We start from the raw sequence: 17,864 nt of genomic DNA on the forward strand, positions 1-17,864 counted from the left end.
ACTCACCCTTGGTCAGCTCCGGCAATGACGCCGGCCAGGACCCCCAGCAGTTCGCCGCTGCCGGCGGCGAGCGCGCCATGGTTGATCACCTCGCCGGCATAGCGCGGCGGCTTGCCGGTGCGGTCGAGCAAGGCGCCGCCCGCCTCGCGGAGGATAAGGTCGGCGGCGGCGATGTCCCAGTCATGGGCGTTGGGCTTGACGAAGGTCGCGTCGAGCTTGCCGTTGGCGATCATCGCCAGCCGGTAAGCGAGCGAGGGGATGTAAGCGACGCGGCGCATCCGGGCTTGCCAGGAAGCGGGCATGCGGTCGACCAGCGGCTTCGGCCCGCCGATCTCGACCGTATCGCCGAGTTGGCGCACCTGGATGCGCTTGCCGTTGAGGAACGCGCCCTCGCCCGGCAGCGCCCAGTAGGTCTCGCGCTTGGCCGGACATTCGAGCACGCCGGCCAGCGAGCGGCCATCCTCGACCACGGCGACGCTGACGCACCAGGAATGCAGGCCATCGAGAAAGCCGCGCGTGCCATCGATAGGGTCGACGACGAAAGTGCGGCGGGCCGACAGCCTGGCATGATCGTCGGCGGTTTCTTCGGACAGCCAGCCATAATTCGGCCGCGCCTTGAGCAGGGTCTCGCGCAGATAGGCGTCGGCCGCATGGTCGGCTTCGCTGACCGGCGAGGTCCCGCCCTTCATCCACACCTGGGGGTTTTGACCGAAGTAGCGCATGGCGATGGTGCCCGCCTCCCGGGCGGCGTCGCGCAGCAGAGCGAGGTCTTCGTGCGTCTCGGCTGAGATGACCATGTCAGGCGCCGGCAAGGGTCATCCCCTCGATCAGCAGCGTCGGCGCGGCAGTGCCGAAATTGCGGTCGAGATCGCTCGCCGGCACCATGTTGAGGAACATGGTCTTCAAATTGGAGGCGATCGTCACCTCGGCCACCGGATAGGCAAGCGCGCCGTTCTCGATCCAGAAGCCGGAGGCGCCACGGCTGTATTCGCCGGTCACCATGTCGACGCCCTGGCCGAAGACCTCGGTGACGTAGAAGCCGCGCTGCAGCGAGGCGATCAGCTCCTCCGGCGCGCGATCGCCGGGCTCGATGGCCAGATTGGTCGAGGACGGCGAAACCGAAGAGCCGCCGCGCGAGCCACGGCCGTTGGTGACGAGACCAAGCTCGCGCGCGGCCGAGGTCGACAGGAACCAGTGGTTGAGCACGCCTCTGTCGACCATCAACAGCTTGTCGCCCTCGACGCCTTCGCCGTCGAAGGGCCGCGACGCCTGGCCGCGACGCCGCAGCGGCTCGTCGGTGACGGTGATCGCGCTTGAGGCTACCTGCTTTCCCATCATGTCGCGCAGGAAGCTGGTCTTGCGCGCCACCGCGGCGCCGTTGATGGCGCCGGCGAGATGGCCGGCAATGCCGCGCGCCACACGCGGGTCGAACACGACGTCGACCGGGCCGGTCGCCGCCTTGCGGGCGCCGAGGCGACGCACGGCGCGTTCGCCGGCCTTGCGGCCGATCTCCTCCGGCGCGTCGAGATCGGCGAAATGCTGGCGCGAGGAGAATTCATAGTCGCGTTCCATCGCCGTGCCTTGGCCTGCAATGACGCTGGTCGAGCGCGAAAAGCGCGACGCGACATATTGGCCGACAAAGCCATGCGAGGTCGCAAGCACCAGGCCGCCAAGGCCGGCGCTGGCGCTGCTGCCGGAGGAATTGGTGACGCCCTTGACGGCAAGGGCCGCCGCTTCCGCTGCCAGCGCCGCCTCCTTGAGCTGATCAACCGACACCTCGGTCGGATCGAAGAGGTCGAGATCACGCAAATTGCGGGCGAGCAGCGCCGGGTCGGCAAGGCCCTGGAACGGATCCTCGGGGGAGACTCTCGCCATGGCGACGGCGCGCTCGGCAAGCGCCTTCGGGTCGGAGGCGGCGGTGGCCGAGACGCTCGCCACGCGCTGGCCGACGAAGACGCGCAGGGACACGTCCTCGCTTTCCGACGATTCGGTGCCTTCGACCTTGCCCAGCCGCACCGACACGCCGGCCGAACGGCCGCGCACGGCGACCGCGTCGGCGGCGTCCGCCCCGGCGCGCTTGGCCGCCTCGACGAGCGCCGCGACGCGGCCGGTCAGTTTCCCTGCGTCGAGCGTGTCGGTCATGCGGTTGGTCCTGTTTGTTCAAGCTGTGCGGGAGGGCAGATGCTACCGCACATCCATGGATGCCGGGCCGCCATCTCTGGAAGCCCGCACATCGTCTTGGATGCTGCTGCACCATCTATTGTTCCACCAGCGCTTGTGCAATGGCGGATGCGGCAATCTCAAGGCAATCGCGGCCCTTCGCAGCGCACTGCCCCGCCGTAACCGCGTGAACAGTGCGGATTAGCCGGCCACCGGCGCCCAGATCACATCTTCAATCCTGGCGGCGCCGGTTGCCAGCATCACCAGCCGGTCGAAGCCGAGGGCCGAGCCGCTCGCCTGCGGCATGATGGCAAGCGCGGTGAGGAAATCCTCGTCCAGCGGATAGCGCTCGCCATAGATGCGCTCCTTCTCGTCCATCTCGGCGACGAAGCGGCGGCGCTGCTCGGCCGGATCGGTGAGCTCGCCAAACGCATTGGCGAGCTCGACGCCGCAGCAGTAGAGCTCGAAGCGTTCGGCGACGCGCGGGTCCTCCGCGCTCGGCCGGGCAAGGGCCGCCTCGGAGACTGGATAGCCATAGAGGATTGTCGCCCGTCCCTGCCCCAGCGCCGGCTCGACCTTTTCCACCATCACGCGGCTGAACAGGTCGGCCCAATTGTCGTCGGGCGCGGTGCGCAGGCCGGCGCGGACCAGGCCCTGGTGGAGCGCTTCGCGGTCGGTGCTGCCGTCGGCGCCGACGGTCGCCAGAAGATCGATGCCGGCATGGCGCATGAATGCTTCCGCCACGCTCAGCCGCTCCGGCTCGGCGAAGGGATCGGCCTCGCGGCCACGAAACCGAAAGCTTTTGGCCCCGGCCTTCTCCGCGGCGAGCGCCAGAAATTCGGCGCAGTCGGCCATCAGGCGCTCATAGGCCTCGCCGACGCGGTACCATTCGAGCATGGTGAATTCGGGATGATGCAGCGGCCCACGCTCGCGGTTTCGGTAAACGGAGCCCAGGCTGAAGATGCGCTTCTCGCCGGCGGCAAGCAGCTTCTTGCAGGCGAATTCCGGCGAGGTGTGAAAGTATAACGGCTGGCGCGACGCGTCCGGCGCGATCGCCTCGGTGGCGAAGGCCGCAAGGTGCGCTTCGTTGCCGGGCGAAACCTGCAGGGCGGCCGTCGTCACCTCAACGAAATCGCGCTCCGCGAACCAACCGCGCAAGGCGGCGGCAATGGCGTTGCGCGCCATCAGCCTTGGCCGGCGGTCGGCATGAACATGCGGCGTCCACCAGGGCGAAGCGGTGGTCATGGGCGGGAAAATCGCCGAGGAGGCTGGCGGTTCGACGCAAGATGCGCTACGGCGCACGCGATGGCCGCCGTCGCCGCTTCGTGGGCAAAGACGCTTGCAGGCCGAAAAACTCGATTGGGATTGAATATCGTGGTCAAGGTCATCGCCAGTTCCTTACGCAAAGGCAACGTCGTCGATAAGGACGGCAAGCTCTATGTCATCCTCTTTGCCGAAAACATCCACCCTGGCAAGGGCACGCCGGTGACGCAGCTCGACATGCGCCGCATCGGCGACGGGGTGAAGATCTCGGAGCGCTACCGCACGACCGAGATGGTCGAGCGCGCCTATGTCGAGGAGCGCGAGCACACCTTCCTCTATTCCGACGGCGAAGGCTTCCATTTCATGAACCCGGAAAGCTACGACCAGGTCGTGGCCTCAGAAAGCGTGGTCGGCGACATGGCGCCCTACCTGCAGGAAGGCATGGCGGTGCAGCTGGCGCAGTTCAACGGCGCGCCGATCTCGCTGACGCTGCCGCAGCGCGCCGTCTTCGAGGTGGTCGATACCGAGCCGGTCACCAAGGGCCAGACGGCGTCCTCGTCCTACAAGCCGGCCGTGCTCTCCAACGGCGTGCGCACCGCCGTGCCGCCGCACATCACCACCGGGACGCGCGTAGTGGTGATGACCGCCGACGGCTCCTATGTCGAGCGCGCCAAGGACTGAGGTTTCCACAGCACCCCAGCTGACACGGCTCATCTGCGGCCAGGCGGGCCTATCGTCAGCACGGTTTGTCCGCCGTCTGGGTGTGAGGCCCTGACCCGAAGCGGATTTACAAGTTGCCGCGACGTGGACGGCAAATCTGCGCCGCAGCGCCGGTGGTTCGACGCACCGCATCGCCCGAACGAAGCCGGAGTGCGCCCAACGCTAGATTGGCCGCCCGATCCACCGCACGATTTCATAGGCAGGCATCGGGCGGCGAAAGCCCTTCAGCGTCAGTTCGCCAACAGGAACGGATTCGACCAGCGACTCGACAGCTCCGAGGACCCGTTGGCTAACAAGAATCTGGCGCGATTTGGCCTCCTCGCATAAACGGGCGGCATGGTTCGACACAGTGCCGATGACGGCATAGTCCGAGCGCTGATCAAAACCGATGCGCCCGATGGTTGCGTGGCCCCTGGCAATGCCGATCCCAAAGCCAAGCAAATAGTCCCGCTTGCGCCATCGCTCGGAATGCTCGTCAATCGCTTCGCGCATTGCGGCAGCCATCGAGACAGCTCTCTCGCTGTGGTCGGCACATGGCATTGGATCGTTGAAAACCACGACGATACCGTCGCCCACGAACCGCTCGAGCGTCCCCTCGTGACGGACGATTTGTTCGCCAAGACAGGAATGATACTCGGCCAGAACTGTCATGACTTCTTCGGGTTCGGCGGTCTCTGCGAACGCCGTGAAGCCGCGCAAATCGCAAAAGACAACCGTCACCTCGCGGCGGTGGCTCTGCAAGAGCGCATCTCCATTGCCCGCCGCAACGATGAGGTCGGCGACCTGTTCGGGCAGGAACCGCCTGAGCCGCGCCATTCGCTCGAGCTCCGTCACCTGGCCGGCCACGGTTTGCTCGAGCGAGCGGTTCCAGTCGGAAAGTTGCGCGGCTTGGTCCTCGAGGCGTTTGGCTTGGCTCGCGACAGTGTCGTGAAGCGCCTTCTGGCGCAACATCGAGCGCACCCGCGCCAGCAGCGCCCTGTGCTCGAAGGGCTTTGTCAGATAGTCGTCGCCACCGGCGTCCAGCCCCTCGACCACGTCGCGCGTGTCGGCTTTCGCGGTGACCAGAATGACGGGGATCGATCGCAGCGATTGATCCTGCTTGAGCATGCGGACCACACTGATGCCGTCGAGCTTCGGCATCATGATGTCGAGCAGGATCAGATCCGGCGTGAGTTCGCGGGCTTTCGCAAGCCCCTCTTCACCATCGGCGGCGGTTACAACTTCATAGCCATTCGCCTCGAGACGCATGCGCAGGATCTCGAGGTTTTCCGGAGTATCGTCGACCGCGAGAATGCGAGGCGGATCGTGCAAGGTGTTGCCTCCCTCAAGAAAGGAAACCGCGAATCTCGGAAAGCAGCTGGCGTGGACTGAATGGCTTGGCAATGTAACCATCGCACCCAGCAGCAAGGGCTTTCGCCTTGTCGCCCGACAACGCGTACGAGGTGACGGCGATGATCGGAATGTGCCGGAGCGCCGGGTCGGCCTTGATGCGGCGGGCCGCTTCATACCCGTCGATCACCGGGAGCTGAATGTCCATAAGGATCAGGTCTGGCCTGTGTGCTGCGGCTGCAGCGATGCCGGCGGCACCGTCCGCCGCCTCGATCAGTTCGTACTCGGTGGTGGCAATGAGATCGCGGATGATTTGGCGGTTGTCCTCGGTGTCTTCGACCATCAGGATTCGTTTGCTCATGCGGCCCTCACGTCCTCATTCATCCTGATCGGGACCTTCAGACGGAATGTCGACCCTGACCCGATCACGGACTCGACGTCTAAGGTTCCGCCATGCATTTCGGCGATGCGCTTCGAGATCGCCAGGCCAAGACCTGTGCCACCTTTCTGCCTGGTGCTGCTGTTGTCGACTTGCTGGAATTCTTCGAAGATGAGAGCCTGGTCTTTGGACGCAATGCCGGGACCGGTGTCTCGGACGGTGATCTCGAAGTTCCCACCGACCGCATCGGCAAGAATGTCGACTGCACCTGTTTCGGTGAACTTGACGGCATTGCCTGCGAGATTGAGCAGAATCTGCGTCAAACGGCGTTCGTCCCCACGGCCGATTGGAAGGTTCTCGGCAACAGTCGCTGAAAGCTCAAGACCCTTCGCCCGTGCCAGCGGCTCGACCGCCGTAAGGGTCGATCGGACAATCTGCGCGACGGAGTAGTCCTCGATCGCCAGCGTGAGCTGGCCGGCTTCGATCTTGGACAGGTCGAGCACGTCGTTGATGAGCCCGAGGAGGTGACGGCCGTTTGCCTGCACACGCGCGACGGTCGCCTTTGCCTTGTCCGGGAGTTCGCCATAGATGCCGTCGACCAGCAGTTCTGTGAAGCCCAGAACTGAATTGAGCGGTGTCCTGAGTTCGTGGCTCATATTCGCCAGGAACTGGGACTTGTGGCGGCTGGCTGCTTCCAGCTCCTCGCCTTTCTCCTCGATCTCGCGGAACAGCTTGGCATTCTGGATCGCGACCACCGATTGGGCTGCGAAGGTCTCCAACAGGTGAACAACTTGCTCATCGAAGGCGCCTGGCTTGTGGCGCCTGACGACCAATGCACCGACGATCTTGTTGGGCCTCAGCAGCGGAACGATCAGGATGCCGCGATATCCGGCGTCGAGGATCGTCTTTCTCACAAGGAAGGATGAGGTTTCCTTGCCGAGGTCGGGAAACTGCACCGGCATGCACCGTCCGGGCGCGTCGCCAATACCCATATCGGCCAGCCCGATCGTCTGCTGCGAGACTGCCGCGATAAGCTCATCGCTCATCCCAAAGTTTGCTCGCGGACGGAATTGCTGCCGCGTGCTGCTGAACACGTAGATGGTGCCAGCATCCGTCGCCGACAACTGGACCGCCTTGGCAACGATCGTCTTCAGCACCGTGTCGAGATCCAGCGTCGAATTGACCGCCTTGCTCACTTCGCCAAGCGCCTCGAGCTCACGGACCGACGCCGCAAGCTCGCGCGTCCGTGCCTGCACCGCCTCGAAGAGCCGCGCATTTTCGATGGCGATCACGGCCTGGTCGGCGAATGTCTCGACGAGCGCGATCTCCTTGGGACTGAAAGGTTGCGGTTCAGCCCTCGTCATGACGAATACGCCAACGAGATCACCTTCCCGCAACAGCGGGGCAGCGAGGACGGTGCGGAATCCGCCTGCCTCAGCGATCAAGGCGACGCGGTAGTCCGGATCAGCGGTCACGTCTTCGATTTGCACGATCCGCCGTTCTTCGATTACGCGCCCTACGGCGGAGCCTCGCCCAGCGGCAAGCGCTGGAAGTGGATTGGCGTCGACATAGGCACGGAAACTGGGCGGGTAGCCAAGCGTCGACACATAGCGGAATACGCCATCAAGCAACTGCACGATGCCACCCTTGTCGGCGCGACAGAGCCTGACAGCCGATTCCACCAACGTATCGAGCACCACCTGTAAATCGAAGGTAGAGCGGCTGATGACCTTCAGAACGTCTGCAGTGGCTGTCTGCTGCTGAAGGGCTTCGTCGAGCTGCTGCGTGCGTGTCTCAATCTCCTGATACAGGCGGCCCAGCTGGTCGGAGGTCTGGTTGACGTTAGCAGCGAGCACTCCAAGTTCGTCGCGATTGGCGACGGCAACCCGTTGGGCGAAGTCGCCGGCCGCTATCTGGCTGAGACGCGTCTCGATCTTCTTGACCGGTTCGATCAACGACCAGGAGATGATGTAACCGAGCCCCAACGCTAGCAGGATACTGCCCACGGCAAACGAAACCACGATCAGTCTGGACGTGCCGTACGCACCCTCGGTCGTTTCGATGGCCGCCACCATGTCGGCTTCGGCCATGTTGACCAGCTGGTTTGTCAGCCGCTCGAGGCGATCAGCCGACGGTATGATTTCATCAAGCTGAACCTTGCGCGCCTCCTCGGTACGGCCCGCGCGGACAAGCTCTGCCACGTGCGTCACCCCGGCCGTCAGTTTTTCGTACTCTTGCCTGACCTGGCCAAGCACTTCCACCTCGGCTTTGGCGACGAACTCCATGCGCTCGAGGTCGTAGCCGAACTGATTGAGCTGGCGCAGCGCCGTATCCAGCATCCGGTTATCCTGTAGCAACAGGGCGGTGGAGATACCGTAGAGCTGGGTGGTCGTATCGTGCTGTACTTGGCGGTAGGCCGCGATCCTGCGCTGCAGCTTGATCAGCTCGTTGGTCTGATCGTTGACCCCACTCAGCACCTGCAACCCGACGGCACCGAGCACGATGAGCAGGCCGACGATCGACAGGAACGCGATCAAGAGCTTGGTCTGGACGCGCGCCGGCAGCCGGGCAACCCAGCCAACGAGCCAGTTCGTTATGCTATTTGGTTTCGTCCAAGAGGCCGAGAAGGTCACCCCGGAACTCCTCCAAGTCGAACCGGACGCCAAGATATTGTACTCGCAAGATGCCATTCGGGTCTACGAGCGAGGTCAACAAGGTATGGTCGACTTCACCGTTCGCCGCCTTCTTCGCGAAGACCCCGTATTTCCGTCCAACCTCATGGACAATCGCCGGATCGCCGGTAAGAAACGACCAGCCCTTCAGATCGGCGCCAAAATTCTGCGCATATTGCTTCAAAACATCGGACGTATCGCGCTCCGGGTCGACGGTGATCGAAATGAAGGCGATCTTGGGTCCGAACGCACTGCCCAACTTTTCCTGCACGCTGGCCATCTGGGCGGTCAGCATGGGACAGACGTCGGCACAGTACGTATAGATGAATGCGATGGCGATCACCTTGCCGCGAAAGTCGTGCAGCGAGACGCGCTCCCGGTCCTGCGATGTCAGCGTAAAGTCTGGAGCCGGTCCGATTGCCGGCAATCGCTCATCGTGCTGCGCGTCATGCGCCTGCGCTGGCCCGGCCATCAGCGCCAGCAGCAAGATGCGGGCCGCCAACCCGCTCACGTCTTGAGCTCACGCTTCAGCTGCTCCAGGAATCGCCAGTCTGTTCCCTCGGCGATGATCTGCTGTGGGCTCGACTTGATCATGCCCGTCTCCTGCATGCGCAACGCGTAGAAGCGCATCGAGGCTTCGGCATCGTAGTCCCGCCATACGCCGTATCGCGTGTCGCTCAGCGTTTGCAGCGCGATTTCGTAGCTGGGGACGAAACCTCGATCGACCATTTGCGCTGCACTCCATGCGGGATCCGAAATGCATAGGTCGGCGCCCTTGAGGATGGCCCTGAGCACGCGCTTGGTCGCCACCGGGTATCTGTTCACGTAGTCCGCAGCGGCCGAGGTCATGCAGCAGAAGTGCTGCGACCAAGGGCGATCGAGGGTCGTGTTGAGGATCGTGTGACCGATTTTCTTTGCGCGCAGTTGCTGCGTCTCCGGCGGCGTGAAGAGATATGCATCGAACTTTCCGTCGGCGAAGGCTTCCACCGGCTTGCTTTCCTCGATCCATTCGATGTCGTTGACGGGATCCAGTCCAATATAGGCGGCCATCAGGGCGACCAGCACGCGCGACGGCGCATGGATGTCATGCATGCCTACCCGTTTGCCCTTGAGGTCCGGGATGCCTTGGATGCTGTCGTTGGCGATCAGCTCGAGGCACCCGGAATGCAGACCGCCAAGCACCCTGATTGGCACGCCCGCGTCGATCGACGCGACATGGACCGGCGCGTAGTTCATGCTGAAATCCGTGTCGCCGCGCGCAATCCACACCGCCTGATCGACTTTTTCGTCGCCCTGCACGTAGCGGACGTCGGTGAAGCCCTCCGCTTTGAGGAACTCTCCGGCCAGGTACATGCCTGCCCAGCAGTAGGCACCATCGATCCACCGCGGCAAGCGAACGGAGGTCGTTTCAGGGAGTGCCTCGGCCCAAGCGTCAGTCGTTGTGCCGATGAGAGCTGAAGCGCCTGCTGCCGCAGCTCCGGCCATGAAGTGGCGACGGTTCTGGATGATTTGCATGGGGTTCTCCCTCGCGTGGTAAATGGGCACGCGGCTGGCCGCCTAGTCAGGTCTTCAGCTCGTGCTTCAGTTCGTTGAAGAAACGCCAGTCGGTGCCTTGGGCCAACAGCTTCTGGGGGGTGCTCCTCAGCATCCCGACCTCGTGGAGACGCAGGGCGTAGAAGCGCAGGGTGTCCTCAGCGCTATACTCACGCCAACCGTAGGGGATCGCCTTCATGACCTGGAGGGCATGGTCATAGCGCTTAGTATAACCCTGCTGCACCAAGAACTGGGCGGACTGCTCGGGCTCGCTGGCGCAGAAATCCGCCGCTTTCAAGATGGCGCGGAGGGCGCGTTTGGTGGCCACCGGATGCGTACGGACGAACTCCCGCTCCCCCGCCAACATACAACAGAAGTATTGCGACCAGGGCCGGTCCACGGTGCTGCTGATCACCACATGGCCGATCTGCTGCTCCCGCATCTCCTGCGGTTCGGGGGGAAAGCCCAAATAGGCATCGATCTTCCCCTCACTCAGGAGCCGGATGGACTCGGGTCCCGGATGCATGACGAAGTGTATGTCCTTATGGAGGTCCAGGCCGACATACGCCGTCATAGTGGCGAGAAAGACGTATCGGCTGGAATCTAGCGCTGGCACGGCCACGGTCTTCCCCTTGAGATCGCGGATCGACTGGATGCGATCGGTCCCGAACAGTTCAAAGCAGCCGACGTGGAGGCCTGCCAGGATGACGATGGGATCCCCCGCCTCCAGGCGGAGAAGGAGCGGGGCGGCGAAATGCGCACTGAGGTCGGCTTCACCGGAGGCGAGGGCCGGCGCGATGTCTGCCGTCCCCTCTCTTTGGAGGTAGTGCACCTCGGTGAACCCTTCGCTGCGCAACAGTTCTTCGGCTACATACTGGGGGGCCTGACAGATGCTGGGAACCCGGACGAGCCGGATCCGCGTCGTCTCAGGCGGTGGCTCCGCAGCGGCGCGCCTGGGGTGCCAGCCCAGAAGCCCCGCCGTCCCCGCCAGCGTCATCCCACGCAGGAACCTCCGTCGGCTGAACCGTCCGGGATATACGGTATGCATGGGAACCTCCTTTCCAGATGGTGGCCAGTGCGACACTGAGAACACTGACCCGTGGATGCTGTGTTGTGCACAGTCGGCCGTACCTGCATGGCGGGCTCTGGGCTTGCCGCTTGCTCACATCTTCAGCTCTCGCTCCAGCGGCGGTTCCGCATGGAGTGACCTCGGAAGGACGACGACACCGGCAGCGCCTGCCAGGGCAGCACCGGCTAGGAAACGTCGGGGGGTTTGCGTGATCTGCTGCATCAGAACGCTCCCATTCCGAATTGCGAAGGGCAATTCTGGCCGGAACCGAGCAAAAGAGGTTTCGACAGAGGCAGGTGGTCTTGTGGGCGCGACGAGTGGTTGTGGATGCTAGCGCCCAGTCCGATGCGGGAGTCTTGCGCTCTCAGTCGCCGGCTCATTTATTAGCAACCGACGATATGTCACGATACGCCCAATTTGCGTTGGCTGCGAGCCCAAAACTTGCTCGCCGCCCCTTGTCGCAGAACCGCTGCCCATTTCTGGGCGACATGCATTTCTTAGCGACACCGTCAGGCCGCCATTTCCACCGGCAGGCCAGCGGCTTTCCATTCCGGCATGCCGTCCTCGAGGCGGCGCGCGGAATGGCCAAGCGAGCGCAGCGCGGCCACCGCCTCGAAGGACATCACGCACCAGGGGCCGCGGCAGTAGGCGACGATTTCCCGGCCGGGGTCGGCACCGTGGGACCAGGCCTTTACTTCTCCGAGGGGAACATTGACCGCGCCGGGCACGTGGCCAAGCGCAAACTCGTCTGGCGGGCGGACGTCGATCAGCGTCACCAGCCCGTCGCGCATCAGCGCCTGAAGCTCGCCGCGCGTGACCGGCTGTATGTCGTCACGTGCCTCGAAACAGTCGCGCACAATGCGATCGACCTCAGCAAGCTGCCGCTCGGCAATGCCGCGCACCGCGGCAAAGGCCGACAGCACGCTCGCATCGCTCAGCGAATAGCGCACGTATTTGCCGTCGCGTTCGGCCGAGACGATGCCGGCGCGGCGCAGCGCCTGCAGATGCTGGGAGATGTTGGCGATCGGCTGGCCGAGCTTCGCAGCAAGCGCCTCGACGCTGCGCGAGCCTTGCGCCAAATGCTCGATCAGTTCCAGGCGCAGCGGATTGCCGAGCGCCTTGGCGACGATCGCGAACTGTTCGTACAGCGCCAGCTTCGGATTGCGGATTGACATCGACCTTTCTGCGACCCATCGTCATTCAATGTAATTATTGAATGATGGTTTCGACCTGCCGTCAAGCCAAGCGACCCGCAGTTGCCCGGAGGGAAAGCGATGATTCTCAGGCAGTTCCTGCATACCGACCCGGTCGCCGCGTCCTATTTGTTCGGCTGCGGCGGCAAGGCGTCTGCTGCCGTCGTCGATCCGGTCGGCGAGATCGCGCCCTATATCGAGGCGGCGCGCGCGACAGGCATGCGCATCCTCTATGTCGTCGACACGCATATCCACGCCGACCATATATCGGCAGGCCGTGCGCTCGCAGCAGCGACGGGCGCCGAATACGTGCTGTTCGAAGGCGCCGAGGCGGGCTTCCCGTTCCGCCACGTGAAGGACGGCGAGGTGCTGGAGCTCGGCAATGTGACGGCGACCGTGATGCACACGCCCGGCCACACGCCGGAGCATCTGAGCCTTTTAGTCACCGACCGAACGCGGTCGACCGAGCCCTGGTTCGTGCTCACCGGTCACACGCTGATGGTTGGCGATCTCGGTCGCACCGAGCTTGCTTCGAGCGCCGAGGACGGAGCCCGCGCGCTCTATGCCAGCGTGCGCCGGCTGAAGGAATTGCCCGATCACATCGAGGTGCTGCCGGGCGCCTATTCCGGCTCGGTGTGCGGCCGCTCGCTCAGCGGCAAGCCGACATCGACCATCGGCTTTGAGCGGCGCTTCAACAAGGCCTTCCGCATCGAGGACGTCGACCAGTTCATCGCCGCCATGACCGCCGACATCCCTCCCCCGCCGCCGGACGCGGCCCGGACCCGCGCCGCCAACGCCGGATCGCGATCGTGAGCGCAACGGCGCCTGCCGTCGCGCTCGGCCTCAAGGCCAACTGGAAACAGTTCGCGCTGCTGGTGCTGATCAACGCCTTTGTCGGCGGCATGGTCGGCATCGAGCGAACCGTCGTGCCGCTGATCGGCGCGGAGGAATTCCACGTTGCTTCCACGACGCTCGTCACCTCGTTCATCGTGAGCTTCGGCGTGGTTAAGGCCTGCGCCAATCTCGTCTCCGGCCAGCTTGCCGACACATGGGGTCGCAAGCGCGTGCTGATCCTCGGCTGGCTGTTCGGCCTCCCGGTGCCCTTCATGATCATCTGGGCGCCGAGTTGGGGGTGGATCATTGCCGCCAACGCGCTGCTCGGCATCAACCAGGGACTTGCCTGGTCGATGACCGTCATCATGAAGGTCGATCTGGTCGGGCCGAAATCGCGCGGGCTCGCCGTCGGCCTCAACGAGTTCGCCGGCTACCTCGCCGTCGGCGTCACCGCATTTCTGACCGGCTATCTGGCCAGCCGCTACGGGCTGCGCCCGGTGCCGATCTATCTCGGCATCGGCTATGCGATCCTGGGTGCCGCGCTGTCGATCCTTCTGGTGCGCGACACGCGCGAGCATGTGCGGCTGGAACTGGCCAACGATCCGAAAGCTGTCTCCCCGCTCGGCTTTCGCGAGATCTTCATGCTGACCTCTTTCCGGGACCGCAATTTGTTCGCGGCCTCGCAGGCGGGCCTGGTTAACAATCTCAACGACGGCATGAGCTGGGGGCTGTTTCCGCTCTTCTTCGTCGCTAACGGGCTCGGCGTCGAGCGCATCGGCATCCTCAAGGCGGTCTATCCCGCCGTCTGGGGCGTCTTACAGGTCGCAACCGGGCCATTGAGCGACCGTTGGGGCCGCAAGGGCCTGATCGTCGCCGGCATGTGGGTGCAGGCTGCCGGCCTTCTTCTCACCGCCATGACGCGCGACTTCGGCTGGTGGGTGCTGGCGAGCCTCCTGCTCGGCCTTGGCACGGCGATGGTCTATCCAAGCCTGATCGCGGCGGTATCGGACGCATCGCATCCGTCATGGCGGGCGCGCTCACTCAGCGTCTATCGCTTCTGGCGCGATCTCGGCTACGCAATCGGAGCGCTGTCGGCGGGCCTCATCGCCGACTTCTTCGGCTTCGTCGCGGCGATCGCGGCGATCGCGGCGCTGACCTTCCTCTCGGGCGCAATCGTGGCGGTGGCGATGGGAGAGACCAGCCGCTGACCCGGCACCGAGCTCCAGCCCGACAGCGCCGCGTTTACGATATCCGAAGCTTCATGCTGCTAGAGACGCGCCTGTCCGGTACTATGGCGCTGGGTGCCTTTGCGGGGTCTTTCATGAACATTTCGACGCGCATGCCGTGGGTGGACACGGCAAAAGGTCTTTCGATCATCCTGGTGGTGATGATGTATTCCGCCTACAACACCGGTGAATATACCGGCGGCGTCGGCTTCCTGCATTATGTCATCGGCTTCGCGACCCCGTTCCGGATGCCGGAATTCTTCCTGATCTCGGGGCTCTTCCTGTCGCAGGTGATCGACCGGCCTTGGCGGCGCTATATCGACCGGCGCGTCGTCCACTACCTCTATTTCTATGTCCTGTGGGCGGTCATCTCGATCGGGCTGAAGATCGGCATCTTCAGCCGCGATCCCGCCGGCATGCTGCATGACCTCGCCGTGGCTGTCGTCCAGCCCTATGGCGTGCTGTGGTTCATCTACATGCTGGCCGTGTTCGGCCTCGTGGCGCGCATCCTGCGCGAGCTAGGCGTGCCGCACTGGATCGTCATCTCGGCTGCCGCCGCGCTGCAGATGTGGGCACCGCATTCGGACAGCTATGCGCTCACCCAATTCGCCGCCTATTTCGTGTTCTTCTATCTCGGCTTCGTCATGGCGCCGCTGGTGTTCCGGCTGGTCGCGTGGACGCAAGCTCGTCCGGCGATCGCCGCTGCCGGGCTGATCGTGTGGGCCATCGTCAACGGCCTGCTCGTCTACTCGCCGGGCTACGCCGTCGAGCCGGTCGGCATGCAGATGGGCCTGGCGGCATGGCCGCCGCTGCATCTTACGCTGGCCGTCGCCGGCGCGGTGGCGCTCTGCGTCGCCGGCAGCTTCCTGTCGAAATTCGCCGCGATGGAATGGCTGCGCTGGCTCGGCGAGCATTCGCTGGTCGTCTATGTCGCCTTCACCATCCCGATGTCGATCTTCCGCGGGATCATGCTGGCAAGCGGCCTTCTGACCGATACCGGCATGCTCAGCCTCGCGGTGCTGCTCGTCTCGGTCATTAGCCCGGTCATTCTCTACTTCATCGTCAAGCGCACCGGCTTCGGAACCTTCCTGTTCGAGCGACCGGCCTGGGCGCATGTCGACAGACCGACTGCCGGCCAGATCTCAAACAAGGGCGTTGCCCGGCCGGCGCGCGAGGCGGCTTGATGCAGAAGCGCGCCTAGCTTCCGATTATCATCGCCTCTAGCTGCTTCCGGTCCTCTTGGGACCATTGGCTCGGGTCTTCACCATGCGCGGACCGGGCATGAAGCTCAATGTGCTTCATTACCTCTTCCGCGTTTTCTGCCGTGAAGCTCCCGGGACAGGCTTCCATTCCCGGATAGTCCTTGCACCGATACGTATACGCCATCGCTGCCTCCCTTTTTAGGAACGCCTAATGGAGCGATGGGGCGAGACCTTTGTCAGGTCTTAGACTGAAGACCACCGCCGTGCAAAGCCTGACTGGAGCCGGCTATTTGCCGACTGTCGTGTCCTTGTCATGGTTGTACCCAGGACGGCGCACGGCCTTGATCTTGCCGCTGCTGCCGCCTCCGCAGAAGAAGCAGCCGCCACCGTCAGATTCCAGTCCCGACACGCCGGAGGGCATCGCCAGCTCCTGCAGCACATCGCCCGTCTGGGGGTCGATGCGCAGGAGATCACCCTCCTCCCCTTCCCAGGTGGCATGCCAAAGCTCGCCGTCGACCCAGGTGACGCCGGTGACGACACGCTTCGACTCGATGGTGCGGATCACCTTGCCCGTTGCAGGATCGATCTGATGGATCTTGTGGGCCCTGTATTCGCCGACCCAGAGCGAGCCCTCGGCCCAGGCAAGCCCGGAGTCGCCGCCATTGCCGGGGGCGGGAATGGTGGCAACGACCTTGCCTGTCTTCGGGTCGACCTTGTGGATGCGGTCCTCGCCGATCTGGTAGAGATGCTCGCCGTCGAAGGCGGTCCCGGCATGGGAGGCAACGTCGATCGACTGCACGATCGCGCCGCTCTCCGGGTCAAGCGCCTTCAGCTTGTCGCCGGTGGCGAACCAGACATTCTTGCCGTCATAGGTGACGCCATTGATGCGCTCGGCATCCGGAAAGGGGCCGTATTCGCGCAGGATCTCGGCAGCGGCTCGTTTCATTTTCGATCTCCATTCGAACAATGGCCGCAGACTAGTCGCTCGGCAGCGGACCCGGGAGTAACAAGACAGTCGGGAATCCGGTCACCGGCGGCCTCATCCAGCGGCGCGCCCTGCCGCGGCCGACCGCCTGCACCTTGTTGTCGGCCGAAAGCGCTTCCAGCGCCCGCTGCACGGTGCGCGGGCTGGCGCCGAGCGCGATCGCCAGCGCCGAGCTCGACCAGGACTCGCCGTCGGCGAGGAAGGCGAGCACTGCGCCATGCTCCTCCTCGACAGACGGCGCCAGCACCACGACCTCGGCTGCGGTCAACGGCGTTAACGCAAAACCGGCGGCCGTCGCGTTGATTTCCGCCAGCGCGTTCATTTCGGCGCGCAGCCGGCCCATCTCGACCCTGAGCCGCGCACGATGCGATTCATCGGCGTGCCTGGCGCGGAAGGCGCGCGTCAGCAGCGCCTCCCGCGACGCATCCGCGGGCCAGGCCTCGGCCAGCGTGCGCGCCAGCGCAAACAGCACCGGCCGCGTCGCCAGCGACACTACGGTGTCGGCTTTGCGCACGACATTGCGGCAGGCATCGACGACGAGGGCGCCTGAGGTGAGCAGCGCCTCGACCTCGTCGAGCTGCAGCGGAGTCTCCAAACCGTTCGATACGAGCCGCGCGACGGGCGTGTTCAGCACCTGCGATGCGCTTTCGACCTCCGCCTTCAGCGCCGGGATATTGGCTTCATAGGCCGCGAGAGCGGCTCGGCCAAGCGCGGCGCGCGCAGCCCTCGTCCGCAGGCGCCTGACCGCGATGCCCGCGGCCGCGAGCTCGTGCGCGACGCGCGCGACCGGCGGCAACGGCCCCGGATCGAAGCCGGCAAGCAGCCGCTCGGCTTCGTCGAGCCGGCCGATCAGGATGAGGCGGCGCGCTTCGAGGCTGCCGGCATAGGCGGCGTTGACCCGATCTCCATGCGCTTGAAGCGTCGTGCGGGCGGCTCGCAACGCTTTGTCCGGCCAGCCGAGATCGCGCGAGACCAGCGCGATCTCGGCCTCGGCGACGACGCAGCGGGCGCGCGCAACCGCCTCTTTCGGGCTGAAGGCGCGGGCGGCGCTCTTCAGCAGCGCCTTGGCCTTGGCGAAATCGCCGAGCTGCGCCATCGCGATGCCGCGCAGCGCCAGCGCGGGGGCGTCGTCGCGCAACGCGACGCGCTTCAGGGCGCCCAGCGGATCACCGGTCGCGAGCGCGCGGCCGGCGGCATTGATCAGCGAGTCCATGCAATGCCCGCCCCGATGCCCCCTTCCGGGTCTGGCGGATAAAATCGCGTCACACTTGTAACTCTCACCATCGCGCCGTCCGGCTC

The 17,864-nt window shown here is 64.5% G+C and carries 17 protein-coding genes; 4 read left to right on the forward strand and 13 right to left on the reverse strand.

Features of this window, described 5'->3' with window-relative positions; genetic code table 11:
* Positions 1–2: 2 nt before the first annotated feature.
* The 3 genes from P9228_RS19045 to epmA all read right to left on the reverse strand — a co-directional run bounded on the left by P9228_RS19045 (position 3) and on the right by epmA (position 3,405).
* Positions 3–797 carry a 3'(2'),5'-bisphosphate nucleotidase CysQ gene (locus P9228_RS19045; RefSeq protein WP_278054874.1) on the reverse strand — a complete coding sequence of 265 codons (795 nt, stop codon included), beginning with the start codon at positions 795–797 and terminating at the stop codon, positions 3–5.
* Between the two features lies 1 nt (position 798).
* The gene (locus P9228_RS19050) at positions 799–2,142 is read right to left on the reverse strand and encodes a TldD/PmbA family protein (RefSeq protein ID WP_278054876.1); all 1,344 of its coding nucleotides are present in this window, start codon (positions 2,140–2,142) and stop codon (positions 799–801) included.
* Between the two features lie 219 nt (positions 2,143–2,361).
* Positions 2,362–3,405 (reverse strand): EF-P lysine aminoacylase EpmA, encoded by a 1,044-nt coding sequence (gene epmA, locus P9228_RS19055; protein ID WP_067329773.1) that lies wholly within the window; start codon positions 3,403–3,405, stop codon positions 2,362–2,364.
* Positions 3,406–3,534: 129 nt separating this feature from the next.
* Between epmA and efp the strand changes: the two genes are divergently transcribed.
* A complete protein-coding gene (gene efp / locus P9228_RS19060; RefSeq protein WP_067000944.1) occupies positions 3,535–4,104 on the forward strand; it encodes an elongation factor P in 570 nt (189 codons plus the stop codon).
* A gap of 201 nt (positions 4,105–4,305) precedes the next feature.
* Here the strand turns inward: efp and P9228_RS19065 are convergent, their stop codons facing one another.
* From P9228_RS19065 to P9228_RS19095, 7 genes are all read right to left on the reverse strand, one after another.
* Positions 4,306–5,550: a response regulator gene (locus tag P9228_RS19065; RefSeq protein WP_278054880.1), complete on the reverse strand. Its 1,245-nt coding sequence runs from the start codon at positions 5,548–5,550 to the stop codon at positions 4,306–4,308.
* Positions 5,468–5,833: a response regulator gene (locus P9228_RS19070; RefSeq protein WP_095783172.1), complete on the reverse strand. Its 366-nt coding sequence runs from the start codon at positions 5,831–5,833 to the stop codon at positions 5,468–5,470. The genes P9228_RS19065 and P9228_RS19070 overlap by 83 nt, the downstream gene beginning before the upstream one ends.
* Entirely contained in the window at positions 5,830–8,484 is a 2,655-nt protein-coding gene (locus tag P9228_RS19075; protein WP_278054883.1) for a GAF domain-containing protein, read from the reverse strand. The genes P9228_RS19070 and P9228_RS19075 overlap by 4 nt, the downstream gene beginning before the upstream one ends.
* Positions 8,450–9,010, reverse strand: a complete 561-nt coding sequence (locus P9228_RS19080) for an SCO family protein (protein WP_278054885.1) — start codon at positions 9,008–9,010, stop codon at positions 8,450–8,452. The genes P9228_RS19075 and P9228_RS19080 overlap by 35 nt, the downstream gene beginning before the upstream one ends.
* A gap of 20 nt (positions 9,011–9,030) precedes the next feature.
* The gene (locus tag P9228_RS19085) at positions 9,031–10,038 is read right to left on the reverse strand and encodes an ABC transporter substrate-binding protein (protein ID WP_082954119.1); all 1,008 of its coding nucleotides are present in this window, start codon (positions 10,036–10,038) and stop codon (positions 9,031–9,033) included.
* A gap of 46 nt (positions 10,039–10,084) precedes the next feature.
* Complete coding sequence (locus tag P9228_RS19090; protein WP_245307706.1) at positions 10,085–11,104, reverse strand: ABC transporter substrate-binding protein; 1,020 nt, start codon at positions 11,102–11,104, stop codon at positions 10,085–10,087.
* 530 nt (positions 11,105–11,634) lie between these two features.
* On the reverse strand, positions 11,635–12,300 hold the full coding sequence (locus tag P9228_RS19095) for a metalloregulator ArsR/SmtB family transcription factor (RefSeq protein ID WP_067329752.1): 666 nt from the start codon (positions 12,298–12,300) through the stop codon (positions 11,635–11,637).
* Between the two features lie 99 nt (positions 12,301–12,399).
* Here P9228_RS19095 and P9228_RS19100 point away from each other — a divergent pair, with 99 nt between their 5' ends.
* The 3 genes from P9228_RS19100 to P9228_RS19110 all read left to right on the forward strand — a co-directional run bounded on the left by P9228_RS19100 (position 12,400) and on the right by P9228_RS19110 (position 15,562).
* The gene (locus P9228_RS19100; RefSeq protein WP_278054889.1) at positions 12,400–13,131 is read left to right on the forward strand and encodes an MBL fold metallo-hydrolase; all 732 of its coding nucleotides are present in this window, start codon (positions 12,400–12,402) and stop codon (positions 13,129–13,131) included.
* Positions 13,119–14,360: an MFS transporter gene (locus tag P9228_RS19105; RefSeq protein WP_278054964.1), complete on the forward strand. Its 1,242-nt coding sequence runs from the start codon at positions 13,119–13,121 to the stop codon at positions 14,358–14,360. The genes P9228_RS19100 and P9228_RS19105 overlap by 13 nt, the downstream gene beginning before the upstream one ends.
* Positions 14,361–14,473: 113 nt before the next feature.
* Positions 14,474–15,562 (forward strand): acyltransferase family protein, encoded by a 1,089-nt coding sequence (locus P9228_RS19110; protein ID WP_278054891.1) that lies wholly within the window; start codon positions 14,474–14,476, stop codon positions 15,560–15,562.
* Between the two features lie 13 nt (positions 15,563–15,575).
* On the opposite strand, the gene P9228_RS19115 is transcribed toward P9228_RS19110, so the two are convergent.
* From P9228_RS19115 to P9228_RS19125, 3 genes are all read right to left on the reverse strand, one after another.
* Entirely contained in the window at positions 15,576–15,764 is a 189-nt protein-coding gene (locus tag P9228_RS19115) for a DUF1059 domain-containing protein (protein ID WP_278054892.1), read from the reverse strand.
* A 102-nt stretch (positions 15,765–15,866) separates the two neighbouring features.
* Positions 15,867–16,526: a DUF5074 domain-containing protein gene (locus P9228_RS19120; RefSeq protein WP_127246875.1), complete on the reverse strand. Its 660-nt coding sequence runs from the start codon at positions 16,524–16,526 to the stop codon at positions 15,867–15,869.
* Between the two features lie 31 nt (positions 16,527–16,557).
* Positions 16,558–17,778, reverse strand: a complete 1,221-nt coding sequence (locus tag P9228_RS19125) for a helix-turn-helix domain-containing protein (RefSeq protein WP_278054895.1) — start codon at positions 17,776–17,778, stop codon at positions 16,558–16,560.
* Positions 17,779–17,864: the final 86 nt, after the last annotated feature.

This window comes from Mesorhizobium sp. WSM4898, assembly GCF_029625845.1.
Taxonomy (GTDB): domain Bacteria; phylum Pseudomonadota; class Alphaproteobacteria; order Rhizobiales; family Rhizobiaceae; genus Mesorhizobium.

Excerpts from the sequence above, each read along its gene's own strand:
- P9228_RS19085 (WP_082954119.1), bottom strand. The coding sequence starts at position 10,038 with ATGCAAATCATCCAGAACCGTCGCCACTTCATGGCCGGAGCTGCGGCA.
- P9228_RS19125 (WP_278054895.1), bottom strand. The coding sequence starts at position 17,778 with ATGGACTCGCTGATCAATGCCGCCGGCCGCGCGCTCGCGACCGGTGAT.
- P9228_RS19110 (WP_278054891.1), top strand. The coding sequence starts at position 14,474 with ATGAACATTTCGACGCGCATGCCGTGGGTGGACACGGCAAAAGGTCTT.
- P9228_RS19095 (WP_067329752.1), bottom strand. The coding sequence starts at position 12,300 with ATGTCAATCCGCAATCCGAAGCTGGCGCTGTACGAACAGTTCGCGATC.
- P9228_RS19115 (WP_278054892.1), bottom strand. The coding sequence starts at position 15,764 with ATGGCGTATACGTATCGGTGCAAGGACTATCCGGGAATGGAAGCCTGT.
- P9228_RS19070 (WP_095783172.1), bottom strand. The coding sequence starts at position 5,833 with ATGAGCAAACGAATCCTGATGGTCGAAGACACCGAGGACAACCGCCAA.
- P9228_RS19050 (WP_278054876.1), bottom strand. The coding sequence starts at position 2,142 with ATGACCGACACGCTCGACGCAGGGAAACTGACCGGCCGCGTCGCGGCG.
- P9228_RS19045 (WP_278054874.1), bottom strand. The coding sequence starts at position 797 with ATGGTCATCTCAGCCGAGACGCACGAAGACCTCGCTCTGCTGCGCGAC.
- epmA (WP_067329773.1), bottom strand. The coding sequence starts at position 3,405 with ATGACCACCGCTTCGCCCTGGTGGACGCCGCATGTTCATGCCGACCGC.
- P9228_RS19090 (WP_245307706.1), bottom strand. The coding sequence starts at position 11,104 with ATGCATACCGTATATCCCGGACGGTTCAGCCGACGGAGGTTCCTGCGT.
- P9228_RS19120 (WP_127246875.1), bottom strand. The coding sequence starts at position 16,526 with ATGAAACGAGCCGCTGCCGAGATCCTGCGCGAATACGGCCCCTTTCCG.
- P9228_RS19100 (WP_278054889.1), top strand. The coding sequence starts at position 12,400 with ATGATTCTCAGGCAGTTCCTGCATACCGACCCGGTCGCCGCGTCCTAT.